The 25269-nt window shown below is 38.8% G+C and carries 19 protein-coding genes; 4 read left to right on the top strand and 15 right to left on the bottom strand.

Going from position 1 to position 25269, the window contains the following annotated elements:
* Positions 1–81: 81 nt before the first annotated feature.
* The 4 genes from LG375_RS00310 to udk all read right to left on the bottom strand — a co-directional run bounded on the left by LG375_RS00310 (position 82) and on the right by udk (position 4246).
* Positions 82–1113, bottom strand: a complete 1032-nt coding sequence (locus LG375_RS00310) for a hypothetical protein (protein WP_037600513.1) — start codon at positions 1111–1113, stop codon at positions 82–84.
* A 191-nt stretch (positions 1114–1304) separates the two neighbouring features.
* Positions 1305–1565, bottom strand: a complete 261-nt coding sequence (locus LG375_RS00305; RefSeq protein WP_002883990.1) for a YiaA/YiaB family inner membrane protein — start codon at positions 1563–1565, stop codon at positions 1305–1307.
* 89 nt (positions 1566–1654) lie between these two features.
* Positions 1655–3574 (bottom strand): ABC-F family ATP-binding cassette domain-containing protein, encoded by a 1920-nt coding sequence (locus LG375_RS00300; protein WP_037600510.1) that lies wholly within the window; start codon positions 3572–3574, stop codon positions 1655–1657.
* Between the two features lie 36 nt (positions 3575–3610).
* Positions 3611–4246 carry a uridine kinase gene (gene udk, locus LG375_RS00295; RefSeq protein ID WP_002890688.1) on the bottom strand — a complete coding sequence of 212 codons (636 nt, stop codon included), beginning with the start codon at positions 4244–4246 and terminating at the stop codon, positions 3611–3613.
* A gap of 91 nt (positions 4247–4337) precedes the next feature.
* Between udk and LG375_RS00290 the strand changes: the two genes are divergently transcribed.
* A complete protein-coding gene (locus tag LG375_RS00290; RefSeq protein ID WP_225745045.1) occupies positions 4338–5420 on the top strand; it encodes a DEAD/DEAH box helicase in 1083 nt (360 codons plus the stop codon).
* A gap of 52 nt (positions 5421–5472) precedes the next feature.
* On the opposite strand, the gene LG375_RS00285 is transcribed toward LG375_RS00290, so the two are convergent.
* From LG375_RS00285 to acnA, 9 genes are all read right to left on the bottom strand, one after another.
* Positions 5473–6636 carry an ATP-grasp domain-containing protein gene (locus LG375_RS00285; protein WP_049545207.1) on the bottom strand — a complete coding sequence of 388 codons (1164 nt, stop codon included), beginning with the start codon at positions 6634–6636 and terminating at the stop codon, positions 5473–5475.
* 46 nt (positions 6637–6682) lie between these two features.
* Positions 6683–7423: an esterase family protein gene (locus tag LG375_RS00280; RefSeq protein ID WP_002884014.1), complete on the bottom strand. Its 741-nt coding sequence runs from the start codon at positions 7421–7423 to the stop codon at positions 6683–6685.
* Between the two features lie 41 nt (positions 7424–7464).
* A complete protein-coding gene (locus tag LG375_RS00275) occupies positions 7465–8292 on the bottom strand; it encodes an alpha/beta hydrolase (protein WP_225745044.1) in 828 nt (275 codons plus the stop codon).
* 115 nt (positions 8293–8407) lie between these two features.
* A complete protein-coding gene (locus LG375_RS00270) occupies positions 8408–9841 on the bottom strand; it encodes an NADP-dependent glyceraldehyde-3-phosphate dehydrogenase (protein WP_002890682.1) in 1434 nt (477 codons plus the stop codon).
* 218 nt (positions 9842–10059) lie between these two features.
* A complete protein-coding gene (gene ptsP, locus LG375_RS00265; RefSeq protein ID WP_002890681.1) occupies positions 10060–11793 on the bottom strand; it encodes a phosphoenolpyruvate--protein phosphotransferase in 1734 nt (577 codons plus the stop codon).
* A 4-nt stretch (positions 11794–11797) separates the two neighbouring features.
* Positions 11798–12061, bottom strand: a complete 264-nt coding sequence (locus LG375_RS00260; protein WP_002884015.1) for a phosphocarrier protein HPr — start codon at positions 12059–12061, stop codon at positions 11798–11800.
* A gap of 261 nt (positions 12062–12322) precedes the next feature.
* A complete protein-coding gene (icd, locus tag LG375_RS00255) occupies positions 12323–13498 on the bottom strand; it encodes an NADP-dependent isocitrate dehydrogenase (RefSeq protein ID WP_110980970.1) in 1176 nt (391 codons plus the stop codon).
* Between the two features lie 13 nt (positions 13499–13511).
* Complete coding sequence (locus tag LG375_RS00250; protein ID WP_014634261.1) at positions 13512–14636, bottom strand: citrate synthase; 1125 nt, start codon at positions 14634–14636, stop codon at positions 13512–13514.
* 1 nt (position 14637) lies between these two features.
* The gene (gene acnA, locus LG375_RS00245; protein WP_225745043.1) at positions 14638–17301 is read right to left on the bottom strand and encodes an aconitate hydratase AcnA; all 2664 of its coding nucleotides are present in this window, start codon (positions 17299–17301) and stop codon (positions 14638–14640) included.
* Positions 17302–17631: 330 nt separating this feature from the next.
* Here acnA and nrdH point away from each other — a divergent pair, with 330 nt between their 5' ends.
* The 3 genes from nrdH to nrdF all read left to right on the top strand — a co-directional run bounded on the left by nrdH (position 17632) and on the right by nrdF (position 21228).
* Complete coding sequence (nrdH, locus tag LG375_RS00240; protein ID WP_225745042.1) at positions 17632–17856, top strand: glutaredoxin-like protein NrdH; 225 nt, start codon at positions 17632–17634, stop codon at positions 17854–17856.
* A 94-nt stretch (positions 17857–17950) separates the two neighbouring features.
* On the top strand, positions 17951–20110 hold the full coding sequence (gene nrdE / locus LG375_RS00235; protein WP_002890676.1) for a class 1b ribonucleoside-diphosphate reductase subunit alpha: 2160 nt from the start codon (positions 17951–17953) through the stop codon (positions 20108–20110).
* A gap of 158 nt (positions 20111–20268) precedes the next feature.
* On the top strand, positions 20269–21228 hold the full coding sequence (nrdF, locus tag LG375_RS00230) for a class 1b ribonucleoside-diphosphate reductase subunit beta (protein WP_002890675.1): 960 nt from the start codon (positions 20269–20271) through the stop codon (positions 21226–21228).
* Positions 21229–21319: 91 nt separating this feature from the next.
* Here the strand turns inward: nrdF and ileS are convergent, their stop codons facing one another.
* Together ileS and LG375_RS00220 are read right to left on the bottom strand one after the other, a co-directional pair.
* Entirely contained in the window at positions 21320–24118 is a 2799-nt protein-coding gene (ileS, locus tag LG375_RS00225) for an isoleucine--tRNA ligase (RefSeq protein ID WP_225745041.1), read from the bottom strand.
* A 245-nt stretch (positions 24119–24363) separates the two neighbouring features.
* Positions 24364–25239, bottom strand: coding sequence for a DivIVA domain-containing protein (locus LG375_RS00220; protein WP_225745040.1), 876 nt, complete (start codon positions 25237–25239; stop codon positions 24364–24366).
* Between the last annotated feature and the right edge of the window lie 30 nt (positions 25240–25269).

Below are 25269 nucleotides of genomic sequence, written 5' to 3'. Positions count from 1 at the left end.
GAATTTATTTGTATTTATTGCCACGATTGATAAATCACTTAAGGCTAAATTATACTTTTTTTCTAGTATGAGAATTGTTTATCACTCAATACCTAAATATTTTTTTGCAATACCATAAGAGTCTTCCAAATAGCTAGCTTTATTACTAATTCCGTCATTTACACCTGTAAAAATTGCACCAGATTTAGGTAAACCATTGTACTTATTGTATGCATGCATTGAGTAGCTACCACCTTCACCAAAATCAAATGTAAAATCAATCGCTGTATTCATATCTCCTGTATAAGAAGCAGTAGTGACTACTGCACTCTCTTCATTATCATATTTTGTTATCTCAAAAATTTGATGATTTTGGGTATCTAAAACATAAAACTTTTTATAATCATAAAAATCAATCTTATATGCAATATGATTTTTATTATAATCATCTATCTTCTGTTTTTCTCTAGCTGCATTTTCTGATGCTGCTATGCTTGATGATGCACTAGCTTCTTCAGAAGATTCAATTCTTTCAATTACCTTTTTATTCTGATGTAATGTTATGTATTTAACTCGATTCTTTTTACCATTTTTTAAATCAAGTCTAATTTTAGAATCATTCTTATCTTTCAGTTTAAATGACATACTGAATTTACCATCGTCTTTTGCATCTATACTCTGTTCATCTGAAGATGATATTTGTGTTCCCTTTTCTGTAATACCATTAACCTCAACATTGCCATTTTCATCAGCCGTAAACTCTCTATCGAGTTCCAATTTTAGAATTTTCTGATCTCTATTTGAATATGTATGATAAGTTATAGTAACTTTGTCATTCTTTGAAAAAGATGCTCCCTTTTTAAAATTCGTAGTCTTTCCTACTTGAACTTCTTCTACTTCTCCATCGAAATGTACAAATCCAAAAATAAGATCTTCATCTTTCTTGACTACAACATCTGTAAATCCTGCTTTTTTAAAATCAGTCACTAAATCATCATAATACTCTTCATCTAAGTTTTTAGAAGATATAGGAGTCTTTACTTCATTTTCAACTTTCGAATCTGCATTAACATGCGCCACTGCTATCGAAAAAATTATAAGTAATGATAGAAAAGTCATACTACGTAATTTCATTATATTAAACTCCAAATTAATTTGATATCATCAGTATATTTTAAAAGAAATAAAGCGTCAACGTATTCTTTAATTTTTATTTAATTTTAATATTTTGCTTATTTAAGGACTTTTTATTATTTGAGTAAAGTATGTATCAAATAATAAATTAGAGTTTGACAAAAAGAAAAAGCCTTTTCAGGCTTCTCCTCTTATTGTTCGAAAGTTTGTTGAGCGATGAGCTTATTATAGTTTTCTTCATCTTCTTGGTTATCACGGACAACCTTAGATACTGTAAATGAAGATGAAATCAAACCAACACATCCCATGAGGTAGTAACCCTTAACCATCAAAGGCTCTTTAAGGGTATAGAGGCCTACCAACATCAAGATTACGAAGAAGGCAAATGATCCCCATGCCATCATGTTGAAAGATGTTGTGTTACGATACACTTTTTTCTTTACTTTGTTCATAAAGTTAGTCTCCTTTTATATACTAAGACTATTATACCAACAATGTAAGCCTTTCACAGCTCAAAACATGAAAAGGTTCTCATCATCCCTTAACCTTCCAATTGTTCTGATAGGGCACTCCACTCTTCCATCAGAGCTTCTTGATTGACTGATAAGTCATCCAGCTCTTTCTGTAAGTCAGACAATTCTGCCACGTCATTTGTTTCAAGCATGGCAGCAGAGATTTCCTCCAATCGTTCTTCAATCGTCTCTAGCTCATTTTCAATTTGCTCAATGCGTCGGCTTAATTTACGTATCTCTTTTTGATTGGCTTTTTGAGCTTGATAATCACTAGCACCCGCTGAAGCTACTTGGACTTCCTCTGATACTTGATTTTCCTCTGCTTCAAGACGTGCTAACTCTTCAAGCTCCGCCTTCTTCTTAAGGTAGTAATCATAATCTCCAAGATAAATGGTTGCCCCATCCTCAGAAATTTCCATCACTTTGGTTGCCACACGGTTGATAAAGTAACGGTCATGGCTGACAAAGAGAAGCGTTCCATCAAAGTCAATGAGAGCATTTTCCAAGACTTCCTTACTATCAATGTCCAAGTGGTTGGTCGGCTCATCTAGGATGAGAAAGTTGTTGTTTTCCATTGACAATTTGGCTAGGAGTAAGCGAGCTTTCTCACCACCAGAAAGCATGGAAACAGACTTTTTGACATCATCACCTGAGAAGAGAAAGGCCCCCAGACGGTTACGAATCTCAACTTCAGGAGTCGTCGCAAAATCATTCCACAACTCATCAAGGACTGTGTTCGACGATGTCAAGGCAGATTGGGTTTGATCATAATACCCCACTTCAACATTAGCACCATAGGTTGACGTTCCCTTGATAAAAGGCAATTTACCCACTACCGACTTGATAAAGGTTGTTTTCCCGATACCATTTGGACCAACGATGGCAATGGCATCCATCTTCTTAACATCCAGGGAAATAGGCTCTGAGAGAACCTCGTCGTCATAACCAATAGCAGCATCCCTAACTGTCAAGACCACATTCCCAGAGACCTTATCCGCATGGAAAGTCATATTAGCTGACTTCTGGCTTTCTGTTGGCTTATCCAGACGTTCCATTTTCTCTAGCTGTTTACGACGAGCTTGAGCACGCTTAGTTGTAGAAGCACGGACAATATTACGATTAACAAAGTCCTCCAACTTAGCAATTTCCTTTTGTTGTTTTTCGAAGTTCTTTGCTTCAGTGGCCAACTTTTCAGCCTTAAGGTCCATGAATTTTGAATAGTTTCCGACATAACGATCTAAACTATGTTTGGTCAAATCCAGGGTTACTGTCGCCACCTTATCCAAAAAATAACGGTCGTGACTGACAATGATTAGAGCTCCCTGATAATTGACCAGGTAATTCTCCAACCAGGCAATGGTTTCGATATCCAAGTGGTTAGTCGGTTCATCCAGTACCAAGAGTTCAGGCTTCTCAAGCAGCATTTTCGCCAAAGCTAAGCGCGTGTTTTGCCCTCCAGAAAGATCTGAAATGGGCATTTCCCACATGCTTTCATCAAACTTAAAACCATTGAGAATGGCTCTGATATCAGATTCATAGGTAAAACCACCTCGCTGTCTGAAATCCTCAGAAAGGCGATCGTAGTCAGTCATTAACTTGTCCAAGTCTGACCCAGTTAACTCAGCCATCTTCATTTCCATGTCACGAAGGCGTTTTTCGTCTGCACGAAGACCTGCAAAAACATTTAACATTTCCGCATAGATGGTATTGCTAGACTCAAAGCGACTATCCTGAGCTAAGTAAGACAAATTCAAATCACGTTTTGTGTTGATTTCACCACTTGTCGGCGCTTCCTCTCCAACCAAAATTTTCAATAGGGTTGATTTCCCAGCACCGTTACGTCCAACAAGGGCAATACGATCGCGTTCATCTACCTGAATATTAATATTATCAAAGAGCACATCTCCTGAGAAAGAGCGCTCAATCTTGTTTCCTTGTAAAATAATCATAACGTTTCAATTATACCAAAAAAGCCAAGCTCCTGCTTAGGCTTTCTGACTTTCTTTCAAAATGCTTGCTACCTTAGTATTAATCAAATCGATAGCAACAGTATTTGTGACACCTTCAGGAATCACCACATCTGCGTAGCGTTTCGTAGGTTCGATAAACTGGTGGTACATAGGTTTAACCACACTGATATATTGCTCAATGATACTATCCAAGCTACGGCCACGCTCTTCCATATCACGTTTGATACGACGAATAATACGAATGTCATCATCAGTATCTACAAAAAGCTTGATATCCATCAAATCTCGCAAACGTTTATCCTCAAGTACCAAAATCCCTTCAACAATGAAGACATCCTGTGGTTCCTGACGATAAGTCTTTTCACTACGTGTGTGTTGGGTGTAGTCATAAATCGGAATATCCACAGGACGCCCAGCAATCAGCTCATTGATGTGTTCAATCATAAGATCTGTATCGAAGGCAAAGGGATGGTCGTAGTTCGTTGACACACGCTCTTCAAAAGTCAAATGTGACTGATCCTTATAATAAGAATCATGCTCAATCATGGCAATTTTCTCATCTGGAAAATTTGATAGAATGGCACGAGAAACACTGGTTTTACCACCACCAGAGCCACCCGTAACCCCAATAATAATCGGTTTTTTAGGCATGGTAAATTCCTATCTAATATAGTCTTTCTTATCTATTCTACACTAAATCATGATATAATAAAAGCAAATCCATATAGAAAATGAGACTTTTATGTTTAAAAACTTTCCTGAACAATGGCAAGACCTCCTTAAAGAAAAAGGAATCACTACAGAGACTGCCATTCAAAAAGAACTGTTTGCACCAATCACTGAAGGAGACAATGTCCTAGGTATCAGTCCTACAGGAACAGGTAAGACCCTTGCCTACCTTCTTCCACTGCTCCTCACACTCAAGCCAAAAAAAGCTCAGCAATTGCTTATCCTAGCACCTAATTCTGAACTTGCTGGACAGATTTTCGACGTAACCAAACAGTGGGCTGAGCCACTAGGACTTACTGCCCAGCTCTTCCTTTCTGGCTCTAGTCAAAAGCGACAAATTGAACGCCTGAAGAAAGGACCAGAAATTCTCATCGGAACCCCTGGCCGTGTCTTTGAGCTGATTAAACTCAAAAAGATCAAGATGATGAACGTCAATACTATCGTCCTCGATGAATTTGATGAGCTTCTCAGTGATAGCCAATACCACTTTGTGACAAAAATCAGCCACCATGTTCCTCGTGACCATCAAATGATCTATATTTCGGCAACCAACAAAATTGACGATCAAGATCTCGTCGAAAATACTATCGTTTATGACCTATCTGATCAGGAACTAGACACTATTAAACATTATTATATCAGTGTTGATAAACGTAACCGTGTCGAACTTCTCCGTAAGTTCTCCAATATTCCTGACTTCCGTGGCCTTGTCTTTTTCAACAGTCTTTCTGACCTTGGAGCTACTGAAGAGCGCCTCCAATTTAACGGAGCTTCAGCAGTATCATTGGCAAGTGACATCAACGTCAAATTCCGTAAGGTTATCTTGGAAAAATTCAAGAACCATGAGATTTCACTCTTACTAGGTACTGACCTCTTGGCACGAGGCATCGATATTGAAAATCTGGAAGTGGTCATCAACTTCGATATTCCTCGAGATCGTGAAGCCTACACTCACCGTGCAGGTCGTACCGGCCGTATGGGAAATGAAGGTAGCGTCATTAGCTTGGTAACTCATCCAGAAGATCTCAAAAAACTTAAAAAATTCGTTAAAGTATCAGAACTGGTTCTTAAAAACCAAGAGCTTCACGAAAAATAAGGCATTACAAAAGCACTTCAGTTTACTCTGAAGTGCTTTTAACATATACAGATTAGGCTTTTTTACCAAAGTCCTCAATCATTTGTTCCATCTCCTCACGACTTGGAGTTGTCAACATATAAAGGAAGTCACCTTGCAACTCTGCAAAGGCTGCAGGCATGATTTTCTTAACTTTAAGTTGTTCACGATACTTATCGAAAAGTTCTTCTTCTGAGTAAGCATAGTGAGAGCTTGCACGACGTGAAGTTGCCAAACAGTAAAGTGGCTCAAACTGAGAAGCCGGGAATGGTTCACCAGCAACGATATCCGCATAGCCCTTGTACAAATCGAAAGAATGAGCATAGTTATAGACGTCGATTGTGAAGCCACCTGCTGGACGGTTGTTATATTCAATAGCAATATAATCGTCACCATCACGGAAGAACTCAATATGGAAGAAACGTTCCTTCATACCAAATTCTTTGACAATTGCCTCACCATACTTACGTAACTTAGGATCCATATCCTTAAGAACGTAGTAAGAATTATCCATCTTGTAAATCATCAAGTCAAGTGGAGTGTGGGCATAATCGAAAGTTGTTGAGAAGACAATATTACCATCATGATCAATCAAACCATCGAAAGTACAGATTTCGCTTGAAGTTACAAATTTTTCAAAGAAATAAACTGTTTCATGATCCCACTCAGCCTTAAAGTGATTGATATCATCTTCTGTTTCAAGTTTGAAGGTTGCAGCTGCACCAACCCCATTATCTGGCTTAGCAATCATTGGAAGGCCGATTTCTTTCACAGCTTTATCCACATCTTCATCAGTTTTAATGACAGCACCAGGTACAACTGGAACTCCAGCTTTTTGGAAGAGTTTTTTCATTTCAGACTTGAATTTAGTCTTCTTAAGATCTTCTGGCTTAGCACCAAAAACATTGAACTGTTCACGAAGAGCAGCATCCAATTCCAACCAGTATTCGTTATGAGATTCGATTCGGTCAATTGGTCCGTGTTTATAGAAAAGAAAGGCTACCGCACGTTTAACTTCATCCAAGTTTTCCAGATTGTCTACACGGAAGTACTCAGTCAAAGCCTCTTTCAAAGGTTGATCCAATTGTTCATAAGGCTCTTGACCAATACCAAGAACAGTGATGCCCTTATTAGCAAGTTCAACTGTAAACTGTTGGAAGTTTTGTGGATAGTATGGTGAAATAACAAGATAATTCATTAGTAATTCCTCTTTTATAGTTATTTAGATGGGATGGACAAAGAAATTATAGGTTCATATTGTCAAGGAAATAAGGCATTTGTTTACGCCACCATTCCCAATCGTGAGCGACATCATGACCCCACTCAGAGAACCAAGCTGGAATATTCTTTTGTTCAAAGGCTTCCTTGAGTTTATAGTAAGATGGAAGACCATCTTGTTCCCAAGCACCAAGACCTGTACATACGATGATCTCAGCTTGACGGTAGCGGTCGATAAACCAACCATCATTTTGGTTCCAGATATAATCTGATGGGGAATTTTGGTAAATAGCTTCGTCCCCTCCAAACTCACCCACAAAGAAACGAGCATCGTAGACACCACTAAGGGCTACTACTTTATTGAAAACATCAGGGTGTTGCAAGAAGAAATTAAGCGCATGGTATGCCCCCATTGAACAACCTGTTGTCATCATTGGATCAAACCAACCAGTTTTGTGTTTGATAAATGGAATAGCTTCTTCAATAACATAACGTTCATAAGCGCGATGCATTTCAGCACGATCATGTGGGTTTTTCCAATCACAAAGCCAGCTTTCACTATCCACACTTGAAAGAGTAAAGAATTGTACGCGTCCTTCTTCGATAAAACGTGCACAAGCATCAATCATACCAAAGTCATAGTATTCGTTATGGCTACCACCTGATGAGGCAAAAACCACAACAGGGATACCAGCGTGCCCGTAACGGTTAACATACATTTCACGGTTAAGTTGACCACTCCAGTGGCTAAGATGTTCGATATTCATATTTATATTCCTTTTCCTAAATTAATTTGCGTTAATAAAGACTAGTCCCATTTTTCAGCGAAAAAGCGAAGACAGTCTGGTAAATTCTCAGCCCAAGCTTCTTCATTGTGTTCAGCACCAGATTGAATGTGAATCTTGATATTTTCCAAATCAACCCCACAAGCAATCAAATCATGATAATAGCTCAATGAAGAGTCTATATAAGCCTGCTTAATATTACCAGCCATCAAGGTCTTATCAGTATCATCAGCTTCCTCAGTTCCTACATATATGTAGACACGTTGATCTGAATCGAGCTTTTGACGCGACATGTAACGATCAAAAGCATCCTGATGCAACCAGTTAGCTGAAGAAAATACCCCAAGACAGCCAATCTGCTCCTTATAATCAAGCCCCATAAATTGAGTGATATTACCACCGAGAGATGAACCAATCATAGCTGTATGCTGACGGTCAGAGAGGGTACGGTATTCCTTATCAATAAAGGGTTTAACCACATCCATGACAAACTCTGCATACTCTACACCCTTACCTCCGAACTGGACACCAGGGATATTAGATTCTTGGTACTTCCACGCAGAATACTCATTCATACGGCCAGGACCATCATTATCAATGGCTACAACAATCATGCGCGAAATATCAGGATTACGCTTGACTGTTGGGATAATCTTCCAAGAATAGCCAGAAAACGACTCCTTACTATAAAGAACATTCTGACCATCATGGAAATACACGACAGGGTAAGAACGATCTGTATCCGTTTCATAGTTCTTAGGTAGAAGAACACGCACACGACGAAGTTGACCAGTGTATGGTACCTCTAACTCATGCGTCTTCATAACCAAGTAAAAATAAGATTTATTCATTGTCAGAAAACTCTCTATATTCGAAATTTAGTTCTATTATACCATATTTTAAAAGAAAAAGAGCCCCTATTATTGGGACTCTTTACACTTTTTTAATGATTGAATAGCTACACTCTTAGTAGTTTGCGATATCAAATACTGTTGATTTCACACGAGTCATAGCTTCGATAGAGTATTTCACACCTTGAGTTCCGGCACCAGATCCTTTAACACCAAGGAATGGGAAGTTGTCTGTGCCACGTTGTGTTTTGTTGTTGATGTGAACTGTACCAACTTCAAGTTGTTCAGCAATTGCAAATGCACGTGGGTAGTCTTGTGTGAAGACAGCACCTTGAAGTCCAAATTCAGATTCGTTAGAAATCTTGATTGCTTCTTCAACTGAAGATACACGGATGAATGGCAATACTGGACCAAATGGTTCTTCCCAAGCAAGACGCATGTCAGTTGTTACATGGTCAAAGACTGCTGGGTAAATAAGGTTACCTTCACGTTTCAATTCAGTTTTAGCAGTAGCACCTTGTTCAACTGCATCATCAATCAAACCTTGAACGAAGTCAGCAGCTTTTGTATCGATAAGTGGTGTAACGCTTGCGCTTTCTTCAGGCATACCAACAGTGATATTACCTACCAAAGCAGTTACTTTTTCTACCAATTCATCTGCAACACTATCCATTACAAGGACACGTTTGATAGCTGTACAACGTTGACCTGAATAGTCAAAGGCACCAGCAACAATGTTTTTAGCAGTCAAGTCAAGGTCAGCATCTTCAAGAACGATAGCGGCATCTTTACCACCAAGTTCAAGCATGATTGGACGCATAGCTGCCAAACGACCAATGTTTTCACCAACTGGTGTTGAACCTGTGAAGTTGATGAAATCAACTGCTTTGTGTTCAACGATGTAGTCACCGATAACAGAACCACGACCTGTGATAGAGTTCAAGACACCTGCAGGGATACCAGCTTCAACAAATGCTTCAACCAAAAGAAGACCTGAGATAGAACCTTGTGTTGGTGGTTTGAAGGCAACAACGTCACCAGCAATCAAGGCAGGAGCAATTTTAGAACCAGCCAAGTTTACTGGGTAGTTAAATGGAGAGATAGCAAGGACAAGACCTACTGGTTCGCGACGAACAACAGCGATTTTTTTCTTGCTACCAGCGTCAAATGCACCACCTTCAAGTACTTCACCTTCCAAACGCAAACCTTCTTCAGCTGCATAGTGGATGATTTCAGCAGTACGAACAACTTCACCGATTGCAGATTTCAAACCTTTAGAGATTTCTTTAGAAAGAACTTGACCGATTTTTTCTGCATCACGTTCCAAGATATCTGCTGCTTTATGAAGGTAAGCTGCACGTTCAGCATATGAAAGCGCACGCCATGCTGGGAGTGCTGCTTTAGCTGCTGCGTAGACTTCGTCTACTTCAGCTTGGCTCATCGCTGGAACTGATCCAAGTTCCTCACCGTTTGCAGGTGCGTAAATAGTAATTTCGTTTTCAGATGTTTTCCACTCACCATTGACATAGTTTTTGTATTGTTTAGCCAAGATAGTAACTCCTTTTATCTATTATAAGACCTATTTTATCATTTTTTTAGAAATATTCCAAGATTTAAACGAGAATTATTCAGAAAATTTTGACAAAAAATAGTTAAAATTGTTAACCTAGGTTAGCCGTATTCTACTCCTAACTAAAGAATGAGTCAATTATTTTGTCTCCGTTTAGATATAAAAAAAGTGAAAGCCTAAGCCTCCACTTTTTATGATTAGTCTACGTTAACGTATTCTTTTGAAAGTTCAAGAACTTCTTCCATTGTTGCACATTCAGTAAGAGCACGGTTAGCGTATTCTTCCATTTTAGCTGTGTCAAGTTTCTTCATCAAGCTACGTGTACGAAGAACAGATGTCGCTGACATTGAGAACTCATCCAAGCCCATTCCAACAAGAAGTGGAACAGCAGTTTGGTCACCGGCCATTTCACCACACATACCAGCCCATTTACCTTCAGCATGAGCCGCTTTGATAACATTGTTAATCAAACGAAGGATTGATGGGTTATATGGTTGGTAAAGGTATGAAACTTGTTCGTTCATACGGTCAGCAGCCATTGTGTATTGGATAAGGTCATTTGTACCAATTGAGAAGAAATCAACTTCCTTAGCAAATTGATCAGCAAGCATAGCTGCAGCTGGGATTTCAATCATGATACCTACTTCGATATCGTCTGCAACGGCAACACCTTCAGCAACCAATTTAGCTTTTTCTTCTTCAAGAATACCTTTAGCAGTACGGAACTCAGTCAACAAAGCAACCATTGGGAACATGATACGCAATTTACCGTGAACAGATGCACGAAGCAAAGCACGCAATTGTGTACGGAACATTTGATTACCAGTTTCAGAGATAGAGATACGCAAAGCACGGTAACCTAAGAATGGGTTCATTTCTTTAGGAAGATCGAAGTAAGGGAGTTCTTTATCCCCACCGATATCCATTGTACGAACGACAACAGGTTTACCGTTCATACCTTCAAGAACTGCTTTGTAAGCTTCATATTGGTCATCTTCAGTTGGGAAGTCTTGAGAATCCATATACAAGAATTCTGTACGATAGAGACCAACAGCTTCTGCACCGTTATCATTTACACCTTCAACGTCTTTAGGTGTACCGATGTTAGCAGCCAATTCGAAATGTTTTCCATCAGCAGTAACTGTTTGAGCATCTTTAAGGAGAGCCCATTCAGCTTTTTGTTTAGCGTAAGCTTCACCGGCCGCTTTGAACTCAGCAATTTGCTCTTCAGTTGGGTTGATAACAACTTCACCAGTAATACCTGAAACAGCCAAAACATCACCATCTTTGACAAGTTCTGTGATGTTATTTGTTCCAAGAACAGCTGCGATTTCAAGTGTACGCGCCATGATAGCTGAGTGACTTGTACGTCCACCGATGTTAGTAACAAAGGCTTTTACGTACTTTTTGTTCAACTGAGCTGTATCAGATGGTGTCAAGTCATGAGCAACAACGATTGATTCTTCGTTGATTGTTGCTGGGTTAGGCAATTTCTTACCAAGCAAGTTAGCAAGCACACGTTTTGTAACGTCACGAATATCCGCTGCACGTTCTTGCATGTATGGGTTGTCTTCCATACCTTCAAAAATAGCGATAAACATGTCTGTTACTTCTGTCAAAGCAGCTTCAGCATTAACTTGTTTAGCACGGATAGTTTCTTTAATTTGACCAGTCATTTCTGGGTCAGCAAGAACCATCAAATGAGCATCGAAAACGGCTGCCGCTTCTTCACCAAGGCTTTCAACTGCTTTTTCACGGATAACAGAAAGCTCGTCTTGTGACGCCGCTAGAGCAGCATCTAGACGAGCCTCTTCTGCACTTGTATCTTCAACTGTTACAGTTTCAAATGACAAGTCCGGTTGAACAAGCAGATATGCCTTAGCAACTGCAACACCATCAGATGCTGCGATTCCTTTAAGCATTTCTGTCATATTCTTATGCCAATCCTTCTTTTGTCATTGTTTCTGCGATTGCTGCGATTGCATCATCAGCATCAGCACCTTCTGCAGAGATAGTTACGTCAGCACCTTGACCAACACCAAGGCTCATAACACCCATGATTGATTTAAGGTTAACTGCTTTACCCTTGTAGTCAAGAGTGATATCTGAAGCAAATTTGCTAGCTGTTTGAACAAGCAAAGTAGCTGGACGTGCGTGGATACCTGTTTCTGCAACAATGTGGAAATCTTTAGAAGCCATAATGGATTCTCCTTCTTAGTTTGGAATATTTGAGTTATCAATGATAACCCTTACAATTTAGAATTATAACATAGCTAATTGAGATTATCAAGGTTAAAACGTACTTTCTACAAGTTTTTCAAAAGCCTGTCTCTCATTTTACTGCTCATTTTCATTTTTTTAAACATAAGCAAATACTAGTCTCTAGTTATTTACAACATTTTCAGAAAATTTCTTTCATGGTGTTTTCAATCGTTAATTTTCATTTCCGAGCAAAAACAATCACATAATTGAAAGAATTTGATTGCTAAAGGCACTCGTTGAATAAGCTTGCTTCCCAAATGCCAAATCAGCTGTAAAGATATCGGCTTTAAATGTCTTTTCAATAGCACTTGTAATCAGTTGAGCTGCCTCAGTCCAACCAATATAATCTAGAAGCATGCAGCCAGATAATAGAACTGAGCAAGGATTAGCCTTATCTTGATTCGCGATATCCGGAGCTGTTCCATGTGTTGCTTCAAAAATAGCATGGCCTGTTTGATAGTTAATGTTGGCTCCAGGGGAGATGCCGATACCACCAACTTGTGCAGCTAAGGCGTCACTGGCATAATCACCATTCAAGTTGGTTAAGGCAACAACATCAAATTTTTCTGGATTTAAAAGAATCTGTTGTAGAAAGTTATCCGCGATTATATCATTAATCTCTAAACGACCAGCCAGCAATTCTTCTTTATATTCTTCCTGAGCCACTTCATAACCCCATTTACGGAAGCCACCCTCTGTAAATTTTTGAATATTCCCCTTATGAACCAAGGTCACTTTTTTTAGATTGTTCTTGAGAGCATAGTCGATAGCCGAGCGAATGAGACGTTTACTTCCTTCTATTGAAATTGGCTTGATTCCGATACTACTTGATTCTGGGAAGCGAATTTTACTAACATTCATTTCTGTCTGGAGAAACTCAATCACGCGCTTAACATCTGTTGTTCCCGCTTCCCATTCAATTCCCGCATAAATATCTTCAGTATTTTCACGAAAAATAGTAATATTCGTTTTTTCTGGTTCCTTAAGCGGACTTGCTACTCCTTCAAAGTAACGAACCGGTCTAACACAAGCGTAGAGATCAAGTTCTTGACGTAAAGCTACATTTAAAGAACGAATCCCTCCACCTACTGGCGTCTCAAGCGGACCCTTAATAGCAACTAAACTTTCTCGAATAGTCTCCAATGTTTTTTTCGGCAACCATTCTCCTGTTTTATCATAAGCCTTCTTACCAGCTAGGAGCTCTTGCCACTCAATATGACGCTTTCCTTCATAGGCTACTTCTACTGCTTTATCAAAGATTGCTTGGGTATTCTTCCAGATATCATGTCCAACACCATCCCCTTCAATAAAAGGGATAATTGGACTATCAGAAACTTGAAGCTGTCCATTTGTCATTACGATTTTTTCTGCCATATAGCTTTCCTCCCTAGCGTTTTTCTAAAGGAATATAGGTCATATTTTCTTGTCCAATATACTGTGAGCGAGGACGAATCAATTTGTTATTTTTTTGCTGCTCTTGAATATGAGCAATCCAGCCGGCAACACGACTCATTGCAAAGATAAGTGTGAAGATATCGCTGTCAATTCCTAGAGTATGGTATACGGTGGCTGAATAGAAGTCTACATTGGGAATTAATCCCTTCTTATCTTTCATGAACTCTTCAATTTCTTGAGACATATTAAAGAATTCTTCATTCTCGGTACCCTCTGTCAACTTTTTAGCCATATCTCTTAAGAAAATTTCACGAGGATCCTGTTTCTTGTATACACGGTGTCCAAATCCCATGATTTTTTCTTTAGAATCAAGTTTTTCCTGCAAGTAAGCATTAACATCACCAGATTCACGGATTTCTTTAAGCATATCAAAGACGCGTTCATTAGCTCCACCATGCAGGGGACCTTTTAGAGCTCCAATAGCTGTTGTGACACAAGAATAGATATCTGTCAGAGTCGAGGCACAAACACGCGCTGCAAAAGTTGAAGCATTCAACTCATGGTCAGCATGTAGAATTAATGCCTTATTCATAGCTTCAATTTCAATTTCAGAAGGTTCAACACCATTCAGCATGTAGAGAAAATTAGCTGCAAAACCTAAATCTTCTCTTGGTTTGAGAGGCATTTTACCAGTACGTAAGCGTGCAAAAGTCGTAATAATTGTAGGCAATTTAGCCATCAATTCAATACTTTGCTGATAAATTGCCTCCATGGATCTTTCCTCGGCGTCAACATTGTAAACTCCAAGAAGGGAGACTGTTGAACGTAAAACACTCATTGGGTGCAAATGTGGACGAGACTGGATAAGAATGCATTGTTCTACAGCATCAGAAATATCATAGTTCTTACGCAACTCAGCTTCAAAATACTTAAGTTCCATTTGCGTAGGAAGATGACCATTCCACAAGAGATAAATCACTTCCTCAAAAGACGCTTTATTTTCCATAAACTCGGAAATATCATATCCCGAATACGATAAATGGTCATCGATAATAGATGAAATCCTAGTATTACAGGCAATCATATCCTTAAGTCCATTAATTTCAACTGTTGTCATATTAGGCTCCCTTCAATTTTTTTCTTACAACCATTGGCAAGATACCACCATTTTTATAGTAGCGAATATCAGCATCAGCATCAAAGCGTACCAAGGCTTTAAAAGTTTTGGTTTGTTCAGGTGTTGAAGCTGTAACAGTGATAACATCATGGACACCTGGATTTTCTGAAAGGTCAAAGCTAAAGGTCTCCTGTCCCGTCAATCCAAGACTTTCAGCATTTTCTCCTTCCATAAATTGGACTGGTAAAATCCCCATCATAACGAGATTTGAACGGTGAATACGCTCAAAACTCTCAGCAAGCACTACTTTTACACCAAGAAGATTAGCACCTTTAGCCGCCCAGTCACGACTTGAACCCATACCATAATCCTTACCGGCAATTACAAGCGTAGCTTGATTAGCTTCTTTATATTTCATAGCAGCATCATATATAGGTAGAATGTCACCATCATATTTAGTATATCCACCAATTTTTCCATCTGCTAGCTCATTCTTGATACGAATATTAGCAAAGGTTCCTCGCATCATGACTTCGTGATTACCACGACGGCTACCATAAGAATTGAATTCTTGATAATCAACACCATTCTCAGTCAAATAACGAGCTGCTGGACTATTTCTGGCAATATTACCCGCTGGAGAAATATGGTCTGTTGTTACCGTATCTCCGAATTTAGCCAAAACCTTCAAATCTTTCAATGGTTTAATGCTCAAATCATCTCCTAAAGCATCAAAGTAAGGTGGGTTTTGAATATAGGTAGAGTTTTGATTCCATTTATAATTTTGACTTTGTTCAGTAGGAATGGCATTCCACTTCTCACTATCAGAAAAGACACTGGCATACTCATCTTGGAAGAGTTGACGGGTGACGTATTTATCAACATAAGTCTCAATTTCTTCACGAGATGGCATAATCTCTTCTAAATAAACAGCTTGACCATCGTCGTCAAAACCTAAAGGTTCAGTTGTCAAATCAATATTCGTGTTACCAGCTAAAGCATAAGCAACAACCAATGGTGGGCTAGCCAAGAAATTCGCTTTAACAAGTGGATTAATACGCCCTTCAAAATTACGATTTCCTGACAAAACAGCACTCGCTAATAAATCAGTGTCTACAATAGCCTTAGCCACCTCAGGTCGTAAGTCTCCTGAGTTCCCAATACAAGTTGTGCAACCGTAACCTACCAAGTTAAAGCCAAGCTTATCTAGATAGGTTTGCAAGCCTGAAGCTTTGAGATAACCAGTAACAACCTTAGAACCTGGTGCCAAAGATGTCTTCACTGTTGGAGATACTTTTAATCCTTTCTCAACCGCTTTTTTAGCTAAAAGACCGGCTGCCATAAGAACGTAAGGATTTGAAGTATTGGTACATGATGTGATAGCTGCAATGGCCACATGACCTGTTTGAATTGTTTCTGAATGATCCTCAAAGTCAACTTTTGCAGTTTTTGCTAACTCTTCCTTATCCAAACCAAAGCCACGGACACCTGCTTCTCGTACCACTGCATCTTGAAATTCTTGCTTAGCATCTGATAAGAGAATCAAATCTTGTGGACGTTTAGGACCTGAGATAGAAGGTTTAATAGATGACAAATCAATTTCAACAATCTTAGTATACTTGGCTTCTTTACTTGGATCATAGAAAAGATGATTGGCTTTTGTATAGGCTTCAGTGACTTGGATATGTTCCTCATCACGGTTAGTTAAACGCATGTAGTTAAGAGTCTCGTCATCAATAGGAAAATAACCACAGGTCGCACCATATTCTGGTGCCATATTAGCGACTGTAGCACGATCAGCTAGAGATAAGCTCTTCAAGCCAGGTCCAAAGTACTCAACAAATTTACCAACCACATTTTCAGAACGAAGCACCTGAGTAATCTTGAGAGCCAAATCTGTTGCTGTAGCAATTTTAGGCAACTCTCCTGTCAGATGTACACCAATAACCTCTGGAATTGGGAAATAAGATGCTTCACCGAGCATAGCTGCTTCAGCTTCAATACCGCCAACACCCCAACCAAGAACGCCAATACCATTAATCATAGTCGTGTGACTATCTGTACCAAACATAGAATCAGGATAGAGTAACCCATCTTTTTCAATAATGACATCGCTCAAAAATTCAATATTAACCTGGTGAATAATCCCTGTTGCTGGTGGAACCGCACGGTAATTTTCAAAAGACTGTTCGGCCCACTTTAGAAATTCATAGCGCTCGTTATTACGTTTAAACTCTAGATTGATATTGTCTTCAAGAGCAGTATCACATCCGTATGAATCCACTTGGACAGAGTGGTCAATAACCAAATCCACTGGAATCTCAGGGTTAATAAATTCTGCTTTACCACCATTAGCCACTATAGCATCACGCATTGAAGCTAAATCAACAACAACAGGAACTCCTGTAAAATCTTGTAAGATAACACGACTTGGTTTAAAAGGCACTTCGGAAACTGTCGGAAAATTCGGAAATTTCATCAGGTCAGCAATGTGAGATTCCTTAACATCGACGCCATCTTTTTTTCGGAGGAGACTTTCAAGTAGGATTCGAATGGTATAAGGTAGTTCTCCGACCTTAACATCATGAAATTTCGCTGCTTTTTCGAGATCATAGAAAGAGAATGTCTTACCATTTACAGTTAGATTTGAACAGTATTCTTGCATACTTGAACCTCCATTAGTTAAAAATTTTCTTTATTCTACACTGTTTTTTTTGAAAAAACAAATAGAATTGGCATTTTGATGTCATGTTTTATAACATCTATAGTTAGATGTTTCTTTTTTAGTCATTTTCATAAACAAATCCTATTTAATTTAGGAAACTTAAAAAAGCCTTTAAAACACAAGATATAGGGTTGTGTTTCAATACTAAACACAAAATCTTGTATTTTCTTAAGATATTTAGCTTGATTTTTCCCAATATTTTGGGTATTCTATTAGAGTTAAAAAGTGGCTCTTGGCCACTTAAAATCTTTTTATAAAGGAGTATTTGCAATGGCAAAGATTACATTGTTTTCTAAAAACAACTGCATGCAGTGCAAAATGACTAAAAAATTCTTGGAAAAGGAAGGTGCTGATTTCGAAGAAATCAACATTGATGAACAGCCAGAAAAAATCGATTACGTTAAAAGTCTTGGTTTCACTGCTGCTCCAGTTATTGAAGCAGGCGATATCATCTTTTCAGGTTTTCAACCGACTAAACTTAAAGAAATCCTTTAATTATCAAGTTTTTAAATAGAAAGGAACTTGTCTGCTTAGTATAATGTTTTAACCTTAATATACTATTAAACTAAGTAAGCCTGGTATCTGTATTATGTCTTTAAAAAATCTTGGCGATGTCTCATACTTCCGCCTCAACAACGAAATTAACCGTCCTGTTAACGGTCAAATTCCTTTGCATAAGGACAAAGAAGCACTTCGTGCCTTCTTCCTTGAAAACGTTAAGCCAAATTCAATGGCATTCAACAGCATCACAGATAAAATTAATTATTTGATTGAGAACGATTATATCGAGTCTGAATTCATCGGTAAATACGAACCTGCTTTCATCGAAAAGTTGTCTGCAGAAATTCATTCTCAAAAATTCCGCTTCCAATCTTTCATGGCAGCCTACAAGTTCTACCAACAATATGCCCTCAAAACAAACGATGGCGAGTCTTACCTCGAAAGTATTGAAGATCGCGTTCTTTTCAACGCCCTTTACTTTGCTGATGGTGATGAAAACCTTGCTAGTGACCTTGCTAACGAAATGATTCACCAACGTTACCAACCTGCTACTCCTTCATTTCTAAATGCTGGACGTAGCCGTCGTGGTGAACTCGTGTCATGTTTCCTTATTCAAGTAACGGATGACATGAATTCAATCGGACGTTCTATCAACTCGGCCCTCCAGTTATCACGTATTGGTGGTGGGGTAGGTATTAGCCTATCTAACCTACGTGAAGCTGGTGCTCCTATCAAAGGTTATGCTGGGGCAGCCTCTGGTGTCGTACCTGTTATGAAGCTTTTCGAAGATAGCTTCTCTTACTCAAACCAACTTGGCCAACGTCAAGGTGCTGGTGTTGTTTACCTGGATGTTTTCCACCCAGATATCCTTGCCTTCCTTTCTACTAAGAAAGAGAATGCTGATGAGAAGGTGCGTGTTAAAACACTGTCACTTGGTGTTACAGTTCCAGATAAATTCTACGAGTTGGCACGTAATAATGAAGATATGTACCTCTTCAGCCCTTACTCAGTCGAAAAAGAGTATGGTAAACCATATAACTACATTGATATTACAGCTATGTATGATGAGTTGGTTGCCAATCCCAATATTACAAAAACCAAGATTAATGCACGTGAGCTAGAAACTGAAATTTCTAAACTCCAACAAGAATCAGGTTATCCATATATTGTCAATGTTGATACAGCCAATCGACACAACCCAATTGATGGTAAGATCGTCATGTCCAACCTCTGTTCTGAAATTCTCCAAGTTCAAACACCAAGTGAACTTAACGATGCACAAGAGTTTGTTAAACTCGGTACAGATATTTCATGTAACCTTGGATCAACTAATATCCTTAACATGATGACGTCACCTGACTTTGGTCGTTCGATTAAAGCTATGACACGTGCGCTTACCTTTGTTACAGATAGCTCAAGTATTGATGCTGTACCATCTATCAAAAATGGTAACCAACAAGCTCATACCTTTGGTTTAGGAGCTATGGGGCTTCACTCTTACCTTGCTAAACACCATATCGAGTATGGTAGCCCCGAATCTGTTGAATTCACTAATATCTACTTCATGCTTATGAACTACTGGACTTTGGTTGAATCTAACAATATTGCCCGCGAACGTCAAGAAACCTTTGTCGGTTTTGAAAAATCAAAATATGCTGATGGTTCTTACTTTGATAAATACGTTACAGGCCAATACGTTCCTAAATCTGACCGTATCAAAGAACTTTTCGATGGTCACTTCATTCCACAAGCCAAAGATTGGGAAGAACTACGTGAACTCGTTAAGAAAGATGGACTCTACCATCAAAACCGTTTGGCTGTTGCACCAAATGGCTCAATCTCTTATATTAATGACTGTTCTGCTTCTATCCATCCAATCACACAACGTATTGAAGAACGTCAAGAAAAGAAAATCGGAAAAATTTACTATCCGGCCAACGGTCTTTCAACAGACACAATTCCTTTCTACACTTCAGCCTACGACATGGACATGCGTAAAGTTATCGACGTCTATGCAGCTGCGACTGAACACGTTGATCAAGGTTTGTCATTAACCCTATTCTTGCGTAGTGAGTTACCAAAAGAAATTTACGAATGGAAAACAGAAAATAAACAAACAACTCGTGACCTTTCTATCCTTCGTAACTACGCCTTTAACAAAGGAATTAAATCAATCTACTACATCCGTACTTATACAGATGATGGGGAAGAGGTTGGTTCTAACCAATGTGAAAGCTGTGTCATTTAAGATAGTGATTTAACGATAGCAACTTCACTACTCTTATTTACAAAATGCATTAAAAGGTCGGTTCGCCGACTTTTTTAATAGATCAACTCAAAAAAACTATATCATGATTTTGAATTATGATAAAATAGTAACGATATCAATAAAGAAAGAGGTTTCTAATGGAAACTTACTACAAAGCCATTAACTGGAATGAAATCGAAGATGCGATTGATAAATCTACCTGGGAAAAATTGACCGAGCAATTTTGGCTAGATACACGTATCCCACTTTCAAATGACCTTGATGACTGGCGTAAACTTTCCGCTGAAGAAAAAGATTTGGTTGGAAAAGTTTTCGGTGGTTTAACATTGCTAGATACCATGCAATCTCAAACGGGTGTTGAAGCCATTCGTGCAGACGTCCGTACACCTCATGAAGAAGCTGTATTGAACAACATTCAGTTCATGGAATCTGTTCACGCCAAATCTTACTCTTCAATCTTCTCAACTTTGAATACTAAATCTGAAATTGAAGAAATTTTCGAGTGGACTAACAGTAACAAATACCTCCAAACCAAGGCGAAAATCATTAACGATATCTATGAAAATGGAACGCCTCTTCAGAAAAAGGTTGCTTCAACATATCTTGAAACTTTCCTTTTCTATTCAGGATTCTTCACTCCACTCTATTATCTTGGTAATAACAAGCTAGCTAACGTTGCTGAAATTATCAAGCTCATTATCCGTGACGAATCTGTTCACGGAACCTATATTGGCTATAAATTCCAACTTGGATTCAACGAATTGCCTGAAGAAGAGCAAGAAAGTTTCCGTGAATGGATGTATGATCTCCTCTATCAATTGTATGAAAATGAAGAGCTCTACACTAAATCTCTTTATGACGGTGTTGGATGGACTGAGGAAGTTATGACTTTCCTTCGTTACAACGCCAACAAGGCTCTTATGAACCTGGGACAAGATCCACTCTTCCCAGATAGTGCGAACGATGTTAACCCAATCGTTATGAATGGTATTTCTACGGGAACATCTAACCACGACTTCTTCTCTCAAGTTGGTAATGGTTACCTTCTAGGAACTGTCGAAGCCATGCAAGACGATGATTATAACTACGGACTATAATAAAAAACTAGCTGAGCTAGTTTTTTATTGTGTTCAATACTATATTCGAAAAACAAATAGAAAAAAGAGTTCACGGTGAACTCTTTTTATTTTATTTTGCTTTTACTTCAAAACCTTCTGCTACACCTTCAGCAAAGTTTTCTTCAACAATGCTAGCACAGTGATCACAGATAGTCGCGTTGTAGCTACGTTCTTTAGTAGTTGGATCGATACGACGACAACGGTCACAGACATCACCTGTAGCACGTTCTACTGTGAATGCCACACCTTCAAAGCTTACAGCAGATTGAGGTGCTTCTCCTTCAGCAATAGTCAATGCTGAAACAATCAAAAGTTGAGCAAGGTTAGTGTTCAAACCTTCAATAAGTTCTTTGACTTCATCATCAGGATAAATAGTCAAATGAGCTTCAAGCGATTTACCAATAACTTTTTCATTACGAGCTTCTTCCAAAGCTTTTTGAGCTTGGCCACGGAAATCCATGAAGGCATTCCATCTTTCAAGAAGTGCATCTTGACCCACAAAATCTTCTGCTTCTGGCAACTCTGACAATTGAACATAGTCTTCTGTTTCAAATTCAAGATATGACCAAATTTCTTCTGCAGTGTGAGGAAGGATTGGTGTCAATAGTTTTGTGATTTTAACAAGAATATCGTAGAAGACTGTTTGCATTTGACGACGTTCAAGTGATTCCGCACTCTCAATATAAACCACATCTTTGGCAAAATCAAGATAGAATGCAGACAACTCAACGTTAATAAAGTTAACCAAGGCTTTGTAGATAGTTAAGAACTCAAAGTTTGCATAGGCATCACGAATAGTCTTAACCAATTGGTTAAATCGAATAGTCATGTACTGATCTACAGAACGCAAGTCTTCAAAGGCTACAGCATCAGTTGTTGGATTGAAGTCAGAGGTATTGGCAATCAAGAAACGGAGTGTGTTACGAATCTTACGATAAGATTCTGATACTTGGCTAAGGATATCCATTGAGATACGAACATCATTAGTTGTATCAACACTTGTTACCCAAAGACGAAGAATTTCAGCACCAAATTGTTTCTCAACATCACTAGGAGCAATTGTGTTACCAAGCGATTTAGACATCTTCTCACCCTTACCATCAAGCGCAAAACCTTGAGACAAGAGTTGTTTATATGGTGCAACACCATTATTGGCAACAGATGTAATAAGAGATGAATTAAACCATCCACGGTATTGGTCTGAACCTTCGAGATAGAGGTCAGCTGGATAAGTTAACTCAGGACGGTTAACAACAACACCGTTCCATGATGAGCCTGAGTCAAACCATACGTCCATAATGTCAGTTTCTTTAGTAAACTCGCCGTTTGGTGAGCCAGGATGTGTAAAACCTTCTGGAAGAAGATCTTTGGCATCACGTTCCCACCAAATAACTGAACCGTGTTCTTCGAAAAGTTTAGCCACATGTTCGATAGTTTCTTCAGTCATGATTGGTGTTTTATCTTCAGCATAGAAGATTGGGAGTGGCACACCCCAAGCACGCTGACGAGAGATTACCCAGTCACCACGGTCACGAATCATGTTATAGAGACGAACTTTACCCCACTCAGAATGGAATTTAACTTTTTCAATCTCATCCAGAATCTCTTGACGGAATTTAGAAACAGATGCAAACCATTGTGGTACTGCACGCCAGATGATTGGTTTCTTCGTACGCCAGTCAAATGGGTATGAGTGTGAGATTTCTTCTTTGGCAAGGAGTAAATCGCCGAGTTTTTCCATAACAATTGGAGCCACTTTATCGTAGAACTGACCTTCAAAATCAGGTCCAGCATTTTCCATCATGATACCACGCTCATTAACGGTTACGGCAACTTCAAGACCATTAGCAATACCTACGTTATAGTCATCCTCACCAAAACCAGGAGCCGTATGGACGATACCTGTACCTGAATCTGTAGTAACGTGGTCACCAAGAATAACAAGCTCATCAACTTCTGTATCCCATGGGTGTTCAGTCACAATTTTATTTAATTCTTCACCACGGTATGATTGAAGTACTTCCACATCTGTCCAACCGAATTTCTCAGAAAGACTATTAAGTAATTCAGAAGCAACAACAAATTTGTGGTCTTCTCCGGCAGGTTTTACGAGAACGTATTCGATATCAGCACCAACAGTCAATCCACGTGAAGCTGTTACTGTAAATGGTGTTGTTGTCCAAACTACGATATATGTATCTGTGTCTAGTACTCCTTTACCATCCTTAACCTTATTGGCATAGTAAAGTGAAGTTGAAACCAAATCATGGTACTCAATTTCTGCTTCAGCAAGCGCTGATTCTGATGACCATGACCAATAAACTGGTTTTGCACCTTGATAGATGTAACCTTTTTTAGCCATCTCACCAAAGACACGAATCTGAGCTGCTTCATAATCTGGTGTCAAAGTAACATATGGGTTATCCCAATCAGCCGAAACACCAAGACGTTTGAAATCTTCACGTTGTTTGTCAACTTGTGAAAGTGCATAATCGCGACACATCTTAAGATATTCAGCACGATTAAGTTCTTTACGTTTCACACCTTGTTTTGCCAACACTTGCTCAATTGGAAGACCATGCGTATCCCAACCAGGAACGTAAGGAGCATAGAAACCAGACATTGATTTTGAACGAACAATGATATCCTTAGAAATTTTATTCATCGCATGTCCAACGTGAATATTACCATTGGCATACGGAGGACCATCATGAAGAGTGAAGTGAGGTTTACCTTGGTTCAACTCTTGACGACGTTGATACATCTTAGCATCTTCCCACTCTTTTTGCCAGATTGGTTCTTTGTTAGGAAGTCCAGCTCGCATTGGAAAAGCTGTCTTACCTAGATTTAAGGTTTCTTTGAGTTTCATTATATCTCCTCTTTAAATTAATTTACTAAATAAAAAGAGCCTTCATCAAAAAGGACGAAAGCTCGTGGTACCACCTTAATTCAGAGCAAAAGAATTTGCTCCCTCATATGTCCGTAAGGAGGACCATCCTTCTAACTTACTTATTTCAGTTAGAATGCTTGAAAATGATAACTATCCAAATAGGGAATGTGGGACTCACACCATCTCCCACTCGCTGTTAATATACTTGGTAAGTTGTATTTTTCTTATTCGCTAATATTCAATTTAAACGTTTGTGTTTCGTTAAGATTAATTTCACCTGTTGACTCAGGTTGCAAATCAAAAACTTCATCTACTGGTGCTGAAGTTGGGAAATCTGCCACTTCACTCTCGAAAGTGTCTGGAATACCAAACTCAACTGGAGTTGAAACAACTTCGTTTGTTTCATCAACTTCTGGACTAGAGAAATCTTCAACTTGCTTATTACTTTCAGCAACGCGACGTTGAAGTTCAGCCATTTCATCAGGAGTGAATTGACGAGTTGCATCAAATGAAGCTGCATCATTTGAATCAGGTACATGCTCATCCAAAACTTTTTCAACAACTTCTTTAAAGGCAGCATCTGAATTTTGAAGATAAATAGCTGTTGGTTGCAACAATTCACCCCATTCTGGAGCACTTGCTAAGCTAAGCTGACCTTCAACTGCAGCCAATAGGCGTTGGTGGAAGACACGACTTTGACGTTTAAGTTCTTCTGTTTCGATGGCAACACGTTTGGCTTCATCTGTTGCATCACGAAGAATTTCAGATGCCTTAGATTTAGCTTCTTCAACCAAATGAGTAGCATTGAAGTTAGCCTTATTAATCAAGTTAGCTGATTCGTCAGCCGCTGAAGCTTTAACTTTTTCTGCTGTTTCTTGAGCCAAAATAACTGATTGACTCAATGATTCTTTCATTTCATCAAAATAAGCCAATTTTTCTTCAAGCTCTTTTACACGAGCAGCAAGTTCACGATTATCACGAACCAAATCTTCGTAATCATCTACAATAATATCAAGAAATTCATCAACTTCTTGCTCATTATATCCACGAAATTTAGTTGTAAACTGTTTATCTTTAATATCAAGTGCTGTAATAGCCATTACAGGCCTCCTTTATTTTTCATTACCATA

It is taken from the genome of Streptococcus sp. Marseille-Q3604, assembly GCF_916619785.1.
GTDB lineage: Bacteria > Bacillota > Bacilli > Lactobacillales > Streptococcaceae > Streptococcus.
This window is presented reverse-complemented; position numbering and strand designations above follow the sequence as displayed.